This window comes from Bernardetia sp. ABR2-2B (assembly GCF_037126435.1).
Lineage (GTDB): Bacteria > Bacteroidota > Bacteroidia > Cytophagales > Bernardetiaceae > Bernardetia.
Genome location: NZ_CP147020.1, coordinates 3,473,159 through 3,485,204, shown reverse-complemented (window position 1 = coordinate 3,485,204; position 12,046 = coordinate 3,473,159). Strand labels below are relative to the sequence as shown.

Here is a 12,046-nt window from a genome sequence, read left to right as displayed (position 1 = left end):
TAAATTTCTGATACTTTGTTTTTGTGGCTTTTTTCTCTACCCTTTTTTGGCCTTGGCTTCTCTTTGGGACGATGAAACAAGTCAGTTGAATGCTGTTCCTTACCAAACAGTTATGCAGGTTTTGGTGGGCAATCATTTAAAACATTCACAAAATTACCATTTTTGGCGAATATCTATGTATGAAGATGAGTGGAATAAAAATCCAGACTCTTTGATACTCTATGATGCAATGGCAATTTCTTATCATCTGACAGGTAGAACAAAAGATGCCATTCGATTAATGATTGCAAAGGAACGAAAAAAAGCAGGAGAATACAGCACTTACGCAAATTTAGCTACTTTTTATATTGCAGATAGAGAACTCTATAAAGCTCGTTTTTATGCTCAAAAATTACTCAAAAAATTTAGTCCTCTAGCTTTGAGAGATAAATATCAAGTGTATTGGATAGATTATTTGATTGAATGTGCAGCACGAAAAGGAGCAACAAAAAAACAAAGGCGTAAGATTACTCTACCAGTACAGGGCGATTTTACAGTTGATGACTTGGCAAAACAAAGGCAAATTTATGAAATTCCTAACTTTTATACCTTCTTAGCTAAAAAATTTCAGAAGAGAAAAGATAGAAATAAGAAAAAACCTAAACTAACAGAAGAACAAACCGATGAAGCAATTTTTGCTATGTTACAACTTCTTCGCTTTTCACATTCTGAAAATATCATTTTGATAGAAGCGATTGGAGATTTATTTTTAGGAAAGACAGCGTTGCCCACTTTGGGTGAAGACCAAGTTACTTATACAGAAAAACAAAAAGAAGAGCGTCAGAACAAAAGAGGTTCTGCACAAGTAGCAGCTTTTGCGTATTTGAGAGCTGCGCAGCTTATTTCTAACTATTCTCCTAAGGCTGCAAAAGCTTATACTCATCTTGCTTCTTCAGTTTTGTTGCATCATCAAAATTATCTCAAGAAAGAAGAAAAATATAATACTACGGATATTTCGGTCTTTTTAGCTCAAAAAATAAAAGAGAGAGATAGTTATTTACAACCTATTTTTCAACAAGAAAAAGACTGGATTGAAGAAGGATTCAGAATTGACAAAAAATTTGAAGATAATTATTTACCTGAGCTAGAAGGGTATAGTGATTCTACTTTTTTTATTAAAAGCGATACAGTAGCTTCCCAGCTTCTTTATATTGTAAATAATAAAATTCCTGATTATCTAGTAGTGGATTCACTTCAAAAAGTAGCTTATTTAGCTGCTTTTATGGCAGAAGAGGAAGCCAAAAACTCTACGGATAAGAAAATTATTGTCAGTAGAATTGATACAAAAACTTCTATTAAAGTCGGAATAATTGCTCTTCTTGCTCTTTTTTTGGGTATGGTTTTGTTTATTCGATTTAGGAAAGAATAAAAAACCTATACCATTTCTGAAAATAATATAGGTTAGAAAATACAGACTTGAATGTTTTTACAAAGAAAAATAATAACTCAATGGAATAGACGTAATAGCAGAACCATTTGTATCATTTTGAAAAGACATCGCAATTCCCAATTGACTGCGTTTAGAAACTTTGAATTGCATACTGAATTGTGAAATATAGCCTACATCAAATCTTCTAAAATCATTTGTATCATCATTAATAACGTTTAAAACAACCTCATCATACATAATCGTAGAGCCAAAAATACTTGGACTATTTGTAACTTGATAACGTCCTAAAATACCTGCATGAAAACGAAATGAGAAAACTTCTGTTTTAATAAGTGCAAAAGAAGGAACGATTTCTAATTGAGAACCAGAAGTTACTACTCTAAGATTTGAATTTTGATAATTAGGTAAAGTTTGATTTAGATAACTCATTTCGTACTCTCTACTATGTGTCATAAAACGAGCGTTGAATCCTAAAGAAAGACGATTTGAAATTTTGGGAAGGAGTTTATCTACTCCAAAACTTGCAGCGTATCCAAACATATCACCACTTCCATGCGTGGTATATCCTACACTTGTATTGAGTGAAGTTTGAGCAAAAGAAGAAAAACAAAGAGCAAAAAAGATAGAAAATAAAATTAGTTTTTTCATGTTTATGAAATATGATAATTTAAAGAAATTTATTTAAAAAAGGTTTGCAAATGTAGATAAAATAATATTCATTTTACAAATTATTTTCATTCAAAAAGACTTCGAATTGCCTTTGCTTTCAACAAACACTCTTCCCATTCACTTTTTGGGTCAGAATCGTACGTAATTGCTCCTCCGACTTGAAAAGAAGCATATTTTGAAAGTGAATCATAAAAAAGAGTTCGGATAACTACATTGAAATCAAAATCGCCGTTAGGAGAAATATAACCAATCGAACCCGAATACAAACCACGTTTTGACTTTTCGTATTTTTCTATTAATTGAGTAGCCTTTATTTTGGGTGCACCTGTCATGCTCCCCATTGGAAAGGCATTTTTGATGGCTTCTGACCAATTTTTGTCTTTTGATAACGTTGCTTCCACCGTAGAAATCATTTGATGAACCTGTTGAAAGGTATAAATTCCAAACATTTCGCTTACATGTGTAGAACCTATTTCTGCACTTCTTGCCAAATCATTTCTGACCAAATCTACAATCATCATATTTTCAGCTCTTTCTTTTTCACTTGTTTTGAGGTAATTTTTATGTTCTTCATCTTCGTCTTCTGTTTTTCCTCTTTTTACTGTTCCTTTTATGGGTTGAGAAATTAGTCTGTTTCCTGTCTTCTTTAAAAATCGTTCTGGAGAAGCACAAAGCGCATATTTTTCAGTCTTTTTTTCATTTTCTTCTATCGTAATTTTCAGAAAAGAAGAAAAAGGCATTTTTGAGATTTTACATAATTCTTGATAGGCTTCTAAAGGATTTAATTCTAATTTTTCGATAAAAAACTCTATACATAAATTGAGTTCATAGACATCGCCTTCTACAATATGATTTTTAATTATCTCAACAGTTTGTAAATATTCTTTTTCTGAAAAATGGCAGTTTATTTTTGGTTTTGAGGTGTTTTTTGTCGTCGGTGGGGACACCGACAACGGCTGTGTAGAATTATAAATTGACTTATTGCTTTCTACTTCTGTATTTTCTATTTCTATAATTAGTTGTGATAGAATTTCATCCTCAAAATTATTTTCTTGTTTTGTTTTATCAATTAGTAAATTTCCTTTTGTATCAAAAAATAAAATGTATTTAGGTTCGAAAAAATAAAATTCTGGAAAGCCTAAATTATCAAGATTAGAACTAGATAAATTTTCCAATTCGTTCTTTAAGTCATAATTAAAATAGCCAAAAAGATACGAATTCTCTGTTTGGCTCTGACTATTCCAAAAGTTGTAGAGTTTATCAAAACTTGTTTTTCCTTCTATTTTATGAGCAGTATTACTACAAACTTTCCTTTTTTCTCCTACTGCCAAAACGTGTGAAAATGGTTCATGGGGATATTCTATCTCATTTGGATTGAGGTAAATAAAAGTTTTGAAAGTTGAAGCCCATTGTAGGGATTTTTTTAGGAAGGTTGGCATTTGATGTATTATGTCGCTCGTGAGGACACGAGCAACGGAACTATTTATTTTGTGTATCTTTATTTTAGAGAAAAGACTGCTCGTATCGGACGTTCTGAAAGCCACTTATTTGAAAAAATAATAGTACTCTTCGGTGGTCTTTTTTTAATCTAAAAAGACTCAAACAAATAATTGCTTGAGTCTTTTTTTGTTTTTATTAAATTCTACCGTTGCTCGTGTCCTCACGAGCGACAAAGTAAAAAATTATTAACCTATTTTCTCTATCAAATCAGCCGAACGATTTGAGTAACCCGATTCATTGTCGTACCAACCTACTACTTTTACCATTGTTCCACTCGCATACGTAAGTGCAGAATCAAAGATACAAGAGTGAGGATTTCCTACAATATCAATAGAAACCAATGGCTCATCTGTATATTCTAAGATTCCTTTTAATTCATTTTCAGAAGCTGCTTTCATTACTTCATTGATTTGCTCCTTTGTAACTTCTTCTTTCAAAATTACAGTAAGGTCAGTCAAAGAACCGTCTGGAATTGGAACACGCATAGCACAACCATCTAATTTGCCTGACAATTCAGGTAAAACCAAACCAACTGCTTTTGCTGCACCTGTTGTTGTAGGAACGATAGAATAAGCTGCTGCTCTAGCTCTACGAAGGTCTTTGTGTGGCGCATCGTGGATATTTTGGTCAGAAGTATAAGCGTGAACAGTTGTGATGAAGCCTTTTTCTACTCCAAATTTGTCGTTCAAGATTTTTACCATTGGAGCAAGACAGTTTGTAGTACAAGAAGCATTTGAAATAAGCGTATCGCTACCTTCCAAAATCTCATCATTTACACCCAAAACTACTGTTTTGATGCCGTCTTTTGCTGGTGCAGAAATAACTACTTTTTTCGCTCCTGCGCTAATGTGTCCTTCTGCTTTTTTGTCTGTAAAGAATCCTGTTGATTCCAACACTACATCGATATTATTTTCTTTCCAAGGAAGCTTTGAAGGCTCTCTTTCTGCTGTTACTTTGATTGTTTTTCCATTGATTGTCAATGAATCATCAGTAGAAGAGATAGTTCCGTCAAATTTGCCATGTACCGAATCATATTTGAGAAGGTGGGCAAGTGTTTTTGTGTCTGTAAGGTCGTTGATTGCTACTACTTCGATAGACGATTTTTTCATTAAGGCACGGAACGTAACACGTCCGATGCGTCCAAAACCGTTGATTGCTACACGAATTTTTTTATCTGCCATGCTGATATTGAATATTTATGAAGTGAGTAAAACGAAAAATTGCTCTATTTAGGATAAAGCTACGTCTTTAAATTGGTGCAAAATTACGGAATTTTTATTAGAATTTATTTTCCCAACCCCTTATTTGCTATCTGATTGGTCTAAAATCAGAGATTTATGTTTTTTTATTAAAAATATCATTTTACTATTTCTTCTATCTTCACAAAAACTTGCTCAACAGTAATCTCATTAATATCATTTCCCATAGAATTACAATATTTTTGATAAACTAATTCTTTATCATTTTGCTTTAACTCTTCTTCAATTTTAGGAGGAAAGATATAAGAAATAGGTAAATTATATTCATTCAGGTACGGACTAAAACGCCCAATATGTCTTCCATTGGCAATACAAATAGTCTTCGTCTGTGTAGCTGCGCCAAGATGTGAGGCTACGGTTTCGTTAGTAACTAATAGATTACTTTCTGCTATTTTTTGAGAAAGCTGAATGAGATTTGTTTTTCCTGTAAAGTCAGTTATTGAATTTAGAATTTCACTTTGATTTTCAAAATTATTTTCAATAAAGTAATTTATATTTTGAGCTAGAATTTGTTCATTTTTTCCTCCAATCAAAATAAACTCTAATTCATTATTAACGGAATATAACTCTAAAATAAGTTTCGCAAAATTTTCAAAATGCCACGTTTTATACACTTCACTTGCACCAATAAAAAGAGCAATTTGATTTTCTTTTTTTTCTGTTACATCAATTTTATCTAGTAGAAAAGGATATTTTAAATCGATTTTTCTATTCAAAAACTGCTCAAAAAAGATTTTATTTCTATCAAATTCAAAAACTGGTTTGTTGGGAGTTTCTAGTAATTGGGTATAAAAACTATCAGCTAACTTTTTCTCTTTTTGGATTAAATTATCTGTATTTCCTTCGTTTCCAATTCGTTTTTCTGCACCCGAAACATTCGCAATAGCATCTCCAAAAAGCAATAATCTTGAATAGGTAGATTCGATAGTTATTTCGAAACCTTGTTTTCTAATTTCTTTTTGTTTTTGATAACGATAAATAGAACTTTTATAGAATTTTTTACGGTCAATCCAAATTACATTATTTACTGTTTCTTTGTCCCATTCTTCAAACAAAGATTTCCAAATAGCATTTCCACACAAAACACGCTTGTAGTTTTTGTAAACTTTGTCTTTTGCTAGTTCTTCTAAAAAATTTCTGAATAAAATATAATCTCCAATTGCATCTAAACGAATAATCAGAAGACTATCTTTAGTAGAATTGTATTTTGTAGAAGCAATAACTAATTTATCGATAAAATGACATAAACGAACTTCAAAAGCAATTTTGATTCGTTCTTTTAGTTTTTGGAATGTCGTTCTTTCTTTCATTGAATTTCAAAAATAAAGTAAACCGTCGTTGAGGCATTGCCGTCAACGAGGATTAAATTAAAAAAAGCATTCCTAAAAAATTAGAAATGCTTTTTGATTTTTATATAAATTGAGAAATGTTTTTAGTTCGTTTCTTTCTCTTTAGCTTGTTTTTCTTTGCTTTCTTTAGCTTCTTTAGTTGCTTCTTCTTTCGGAGTAGGTGTCGCATTTTTGAGTTCTTCAAAAGTACGTTTCACTTCTCTTTCCTCGTACGATTCTATCTCATCTCCAACTTGAATTTCATTGTAATTCTTGATAGAAATACCACATTCAAACCCAGATTTAACTTCTTGTACATCGTCTTTGTAACGTTTCAAAGTTTCGATTTCTCCTTCGTGGATAACAATACCATCACGAATAATTCGGATTTTGTTATTACGTTTGATTTTACCAGTCGTAACCATACAACCAGCAATAACACCCACTTTAGAGACTTTGAATGTTTCACGAATTTCAACTGTACCAACAATATCTTCTTCAATTTTTGGAGCAAGAAGACCAACAATAGCCGACTTAACTTCATCAATCGCTTTATAGATAACCGAATACAGACGTACTTCTACTTGTTCTCTGTCTGCCAATGCACGAGCATTACGAGATGGACGAACTTGGAAACCAATGATAATTGCATCTGAAATAGTTGCAAGGTTGATGTCTGATTCTGAAATCTGACCTACGCCTTTCATTACAACATTTACATTTACTTCGTCAGTAGAAAGTTTTTGTAGTGAATCTGCCAATGCCTCAACTGAACCATCAACATCACCTTTGATGATAAGATTGAGTTGTTGGAAGTTTCCAATTGCAAGTCTTCTATTAATATCAGAAAGAGTAAGACGACGAGTAGCACGAATAGACTGCTCACGTAAAATTTGCTCTCTACGAGTAGCAATATCTTTTGCTTCACGTTCCGACTTCATTACATTGAATCTATCTCCAGCTTGTGGCGCACCATCAAGACCTAAAATCTGAACTGGTGTTGATGGTGGAGCATGTTCTAGACGATTACCCAAGTGATCAATCATTGCACGTACCTTACCAAAATGCGAACCAGCCAAAATCACGTCTCCTACTTTCAAAGTACCATTTTGTACAATGGTAGTGGCTACATATCCACGTCCTTTGTCCAAAGAAGCATCTACAACTGTTCCAGCTGCATTTCTATTTGGATTTGCTTTAAGTTCTAATATTTCAGCTTCTAATATAACGCCCTCTAGTAGTTCATCTATACCTTCACCTTTCTTTGCAGAAATATGATGGGCTTGGTATTTACCACCCCATTCTTCTATAAGAACATTCATATCTGCTAGTTCTTGTTTTACTCGGTCTGGGTTAGCTCCTACTTTATCTATCTTGTTGATAGCAATAATAATAGGTACTTCGGCAAGTTTAGCATGATTAATTGCTTCACGAGTTTGAGGCATAACACCATCATCTGCTGCTACAACAATAATAACAACATCAGTAACTTTTGCACCCCTTGCACGCATTGCTGTAAAGGCTTCGTGTCCTGGAGTATCTAAAAAAGTAAGTTCTTTTCCTTCATCTAAAGTAACATTATAAGCTCCAATATGCTGCGTGATTCCACCAGCTTCTCCATCTGCTACTTTTGCTTTTCTTATGTAATCAAGAAGAGTTGTTTTACCGTGATCTACGTGTCCCATAATGGTAACAATAGGCGCACGAGGTTCTAAATCTTCTGGTTTGTCTTTGGTTTCTATTACAACTTCTGTTTCTTCTTCAGCAGATGTAAACTCTACATCGTAACCAAATTCATCGGCAAGAAGCGTAATAACTTCGGCATCAAGACGTAAATTGATTGAAATCATTACGCCTAATCCAATTCCTTTAGAAATAAGTTCGTTAATAGAAACATCAAGTAAGTTTGCAAAATCACTTGCAGGAATAAACTCTGTTACTTTTAATAACTTGTTTTCTACTTTTACTTCGTTCTGTTCAGTTTCACGAGCCTCACGTTTATCTCTTCTACTTCCACCTCTTTTGCCTCTTCCACCTTTTCCAGAACCTGTGTTCATACGAGCAAGAGTAGCCTTGATTTGTTCTTGAACTTCCTTAGCAGAAGGTTGTTCTTTACGTCTCTTTTTGCGTCTTCTACTATTGTCAGAATCTGTTTTTGGCTTAGTAGTGGTCGAACCTGTTTTATCACTTGTGTTCAGTTTAGTCAAGTCCTGTGGTTTGCTATCTGAAGAACCTTCTCCTTCTCCTCTACGACGACGACGACGACGACGACGACGACGAGTTCCATCATCGGACTTATCATCAGATGATTTTTTCTTTTTAGAGAAAGAAGATAAATCTATTTTACCAACTACTTTAAGTCCTGGTAATTTATCCCCCTGTGAAGAAACATAATCTTCCTCTCCTTTACCCTTAACATCTTCTTTTTTATCAGAAGTTTTAGAGGTAGCTTTTATATCTTTTTCTTGATTCTTTTTAGAATTCTCTTTTGCTTTATTTACAGAAGTTTCAGGCTTATTTGACTTATTATCAGCTTTCTTACTATCTGAACTTCTTTTGTCTTTTTTATTAGAAGGCTGTGGAGTAGCTTTATTACTACTGTTTTTGTCTTCTTTTTTTGTATTAGAATCCTTTGATGCTTCTACCTTCTTATTACTATCATTCTTATTTATAGAATTAGATGGTGTTTTAGAGTTTTGAGAAGGCTTGTTTTCCTTTTGGCTCTTCTTATCGTCTTGCTTTACAGTTTTATTATTATCACTTTTAGGTGTCGTTTTTTCTACTGTATCCTTCTTATTTGTGCTATCTACTGTTGTTTTAGGAGCTGAATTTTTCTTTGTAGCTGTATTATCAATAGATTTTGCTTTAGATGATATTTGCTTTGAACTAGTCGCCTTTGTCTCCTGTTTCGAAACTGTTTTACTTGTTTCTTTTTTATCTGCTTGTTTATTTGAAGCTGACTTTTTAGTAGAACCTTTTTTCTTATTAAACTTATCTAAATCTACCTTTCCTACTACTTTCATTTGATGTGAATCAGTAGTAAACGTTTCAGGTTCTGCTTTCTTTTTATCTTCTTTTTTCTGGTCTTGTGAACTAGTTTGAGGAGTTGATTTTACGTTTCCTTTTATAAACAATTCTTTTTCTTGTTCCGTATCGTCATCCTCTTTCTCTGTCTGAACCTCTGTTTGAGATTTGGCTTTCGTATCTTTATCAATAGTTTTGGCTGTTGCAGAAGTAGTTCCTATTTTGATATTAGACGCTTCTCTCCTATTCTTGAGCGAACCCTCAAAGTCTTTTTCCAAAATTGCATACATTTCTTGATTGATAGGCTCATTGGGATTGCCTTTCAAATCGTGTCCTTTTTTTCGTAGATGTTCGACTATGGTATTGCGTCCGATATTTAATTTTCGGGCGACCTGACTAAGTCTCATTTGTTTTTTATTTTCTGCCATAAATTTTTTTGTGGGGCGACTTTTAGCTTATCTTCTGAAAATTATCCTTGCGTTAGTTAATGTTCTAAAAAATGATGAGTTGCCTACTTTTGACTCCTAAGTAATTTTTATTTTAAGTGATTTTAGGAGGGTCTGTTCTTAAACTAATTTAAGTTTTTTTTGAAACGATATTTGGTTTTGATGGATAAACTGCCCCTATTTTGTATGGGTACAGTTATATATGAATTATTGATGTTTAAACTTTGCTTATTACTTACTACTCAAAAATTTCTTTTATTACTTTATAAAATGTATTTTGAATTGGTAAGAGCCTGTTTTTTACAAAAATACGATAATTTTTAGAAAAAATAATCTAAAATCGTAAAAAAAAGCAAATATTTATTTTTTTATCTGACTTTTTTAACTTTTTATACAAAACCCTAAGGGTCTTGGAGACTCTTAGGGTTTATAAAAATTACTATTCAAATTCTTTTTTAAGGACTTCCAAAACAAAGTCAATTGTTTCTTCTTCCAAATCTACACGACGAATCAAATCTTCTCTGTTGTATTCTAATACACTTCTTGCTGTATCAAAACCTACTTTATGAAACTCTTCGATAATCCAATCATCGATAGCATCTTTGAATTCTGTCAAATCTACATCGTCCTCAAAATCATCAACAGCTTCTTCTCTAAAGACATCAATTTCGTAATCTACTAGCTTTCCAGCCAAACGAATATTCTGCCCTCCTTTTCCAATAGCTAGAGAAATTTGGTCACGCTTCAAGAAAACAGCTACACGAGAATTGTCTTCATCTATTTTCATAGAAGTTGTTTTGGCAGGACTCAAAGCACGAGAAATGAGTAATTCCAAGTTTTCGGTGTAGTTAATCACATCGATATTTTCATTACAAAGCTCTCTTACAATTGAATGAATACGTGAACCTTTCATTCCTACACACGCACCTACTGGGTCAATACGGTCATCAAATGATTCTACGGCAACTTTTGCACGTTCACCAGCTTCTCTGACTACTTTACGAACAGCAATTGTTCCTTCTTCAATTTCTGGAATTTCAGATTCGAATAATTTCTCTAAAAATAAGGGAGCAGTACGTGAAAGAATAATTTTTGGATTACCGTTTTGCATTTCTACACGATGAACAACAGCACGAACACTATCTCCTTTACGGAAACGGTCTTTCGGAATTTGCTCTCCTTTTGGCAAACTAAGCTCTTTTCCTTCATTATCTTGCAAAACAACTTCACGCTTTAAGACTTGATATACTTCGCAAGTAACAATTTCGCCTACGTATTCTTTGTATTTCTGATATAATAAATCTTTTTCCAAATCTCTTACCTTTTGAATAAGAGTTTGACGTGCCGTCTGAACTAATCTACGTCCAAAATCATCAATTTTGATTTCTTGAGCCACATCTTCGCCCACTTCAAAATCAGGTTCAATTACCTTTGCATCTGTGAGGCGAATTTCTGTTTGCTCATCGTATTCAGGCTCGTCATCTGCAATAATATTTCTGTATTGCCAAATTTCTAAATCGCCTTTTTCGATATTAACAATAACGTCAAAGTTTTCATCTGAACGATATTTTCTTCGGATAAGTGTACGAAAAACATCTTCCAAAATACGAATCATCGTAGGACGGTCAATACGTTTTAACCTTGCAAAGTCTGCAAAGGATTCTATTAATGTTGTGGTTTCTATGCTCATTGTATTTTATATTTTTTAGATAGTTTGGAAGCTATCTTCTACTTTATTTTTTTTTGAATGATATTTGAACGTGTGCTACCTTTACTTTTTCAAAGTCAATAGTAGCAGGTTTGTATTTCGTTTTTAACTTTCCTTTTTTCCCTTCGGCTACTTCATATTCTTCTGTGATTTGAAAAATTGCTTTGCCTTCTTCATTTTCTTCTATTGATTGTAGTTTGCCTACTTTTTTCGTTCCGTCTTTGAGTTCGAACTCTAAAGTACGTCCTACGTGTTGAGGATATTGTCTTAAAATATGTAATCCATAATCAATACCAGGAGAAGTTACTTCTAAGTTGTAAGGATTATCTTCGCCTTTTTCATCTTTTCCAAATAAATCATCTTCTTCAAAATAAGCTCCTACTTTTCGGCTTACATTAGCACAGTCAGCAATTCCGACACCATTATCACCATCAATAATAATGATTACCTTTGGTGTTCTTGTCTTCGAAATTTGAATTTCTAATAGAAAAATATGTGTTGAAAGTGCAAAATCAAAAAGCTCATTTCCTTCTTCACTAGCTTGTGGAGAAGTTGCCTTTTGAATAAAATTGCTTATTTTTTCTTTAATAGAATTAATTTGTGCTGTTTTTGAATCGGACATGTAAATAATTTAGAAGTTAGATTTCAGAAATTAGAAGCAAATATTTTTTCTTTCTATTAAG

Annotated in this window: 8 protein-coding genes; 1 reads left to right on the top strand and 7 read right to left on the bottom strand. The window is 32.9% G+C overall.

All coding sequences use genetic code 11. From position 1 onward, the window contains the following. Positions 1-52: 52 nt before the first annotated feature. The gene (locus WAF17_RS14745) at positions 53-1,408 is read left to right on the top strand and encodes a hypothetical protein (protein ID WP_338761055.1); all 1,356 of its coding nucleotides are present in this window, start codon (positions 53-55) and stop codon (positions 1,406-1,408) included. 57 nt (positions 1,409-1,465) lie between these two features. On the opposite strand, the gene WAF17_RS14740 is transcribed toward WAF17_RS14745, so the two are convergent. The 7 genes from WAF17_RS14740 to WAF17_RS14710 form a co-directional block, all read right to left on the bottom strand. Then, positions 1,466-2,077 (bottom strand): hypothetical protein, encoded by a 612-nt coding sequence (locus WAF17_RS14740; protein WP_338761053.1) that lies wholly within the window; start codon positions 2,075-2,077, stop codon positions 1,466-1,468. A gap of 86 nt (positions 2,078-2,163) precedes the next feature. Then, positions 2,164-3,537 carry an anthranilate synthase component I family protein gene (locus WAF17_RS14735; RefSeq protein WP_338761051.1) on the bottom strand — a complete coding sequence of 458 codons (1,374 nt, stop codon included), beginning with the start codon at positions 3,535-3,537 and terminating at the stop codon, positions 2,164-2,166. Positions 3,538-3,783: 246 nt separating this feature from the next. Continuing rightward, positions 3,784-4,779 carry a type I glyceraldehyde-3-phosphate dehydrogenase gene (gene gap, locus WAF17_RS14730; protein WP_338761048.1) on the bottom strand — a complete coding sequence of 332 codons (996 nt, stop codon included), beginning with the start codon at positions 4,777-4,779 and terminating at the stop codon, positions 3,784-3,786. Between the two features lie 176 nt (positions 4,780-4,955). Continuing rightward, complete coding sequence (locus WAF17_RS14725; RefSeq protein WP_338761045.1) at positions 4,956-6,167, bottom strand: glycosyltransferase family 9 protein; 1,212 nt, start codon at positions 6,165-6,167, stop codon at positions 4,956-4,958. Positions 6,168-6,289: 122 nt separating this feature from the next. Continuing rightward, on the bottom strand, positions 6,290-9,637 hold the full coding sequence (gene infB, locus WAF17_RS14720; RefSeq protein ID WP_338761042.1) for a translation initiation factor IF-2: 3,348 nt from the start codon (positions 9,635-9,637) through the stop codon (positions 6,290-6,292). A gap of 457 nt (positions 9,638-10,094) precedes the next feature. Continuing rightward, positions 10,095-11,339: a transcription termination factor NusA gene (nusA, locus tag WAF17_RS14715; protein ID WP_338770201.1), complete on the bottom strand. Its 1,245-nt coding sequence runs from the start codon at positions 11,337-11,339 to the stop codon at positions 10,095-10,097. Positions 11,340-11,388: 49 nt separating this feature from the next. Beyond that, positions 11,389-11,985, bottom strand: coding sequence for a hypothetical protein (locus WAF17_RS14710; protein WP_338761039.1), 597 nt, complete (start codon positions 11,983-11,985; stop codon positions 11,389-11,391). Positions 11,986-12,046: the final 61 nt, after the last annotated feature.

Coding starts and splice junctions, on each gene's coding strand:
- WAF17_RS14740 (WP_338761053.1), bottom strand. CDS start 2,077: ATGAAAAAACTAATTTTATTTTCTATCTTTTTTGCTCTTTGTTTTTCT.
- WAF17_RS14735 (WP_338761051.1), bottom strand. CDS start 3,537: ATGCCAACCTTCCTAAAAAAATCCCTACAATGGGCTTCAACTTTCAAA.
- gap (WP_338761048.1), bottom strand. CDS start 4,779: ATGGCAGATAAAAAAATTCGTGTAGCAATCAACGGTTTTGGACGCATC.
- WAF17_RS14725 (WP_338761045.1), bottom strand. CDS start 6,167: ATGAAAGAAAGAACGACATTCCAAAAACTAAAAGAACGAATCAAAATT.
- infB (WP_338761042.1), bottom strand. CDS start 9,637: ATGGCAGAAAATAAAAAACAAATGAGACTTAGTCAGGTCGCCCGAAAA.
- WAF17_RS14710 (WP_338761039.1), bottom strand. CDS start 11,985: ATGTCCGATTCAAAAACAGCACAAATTAATTCTATTAAAGAAAAAATA.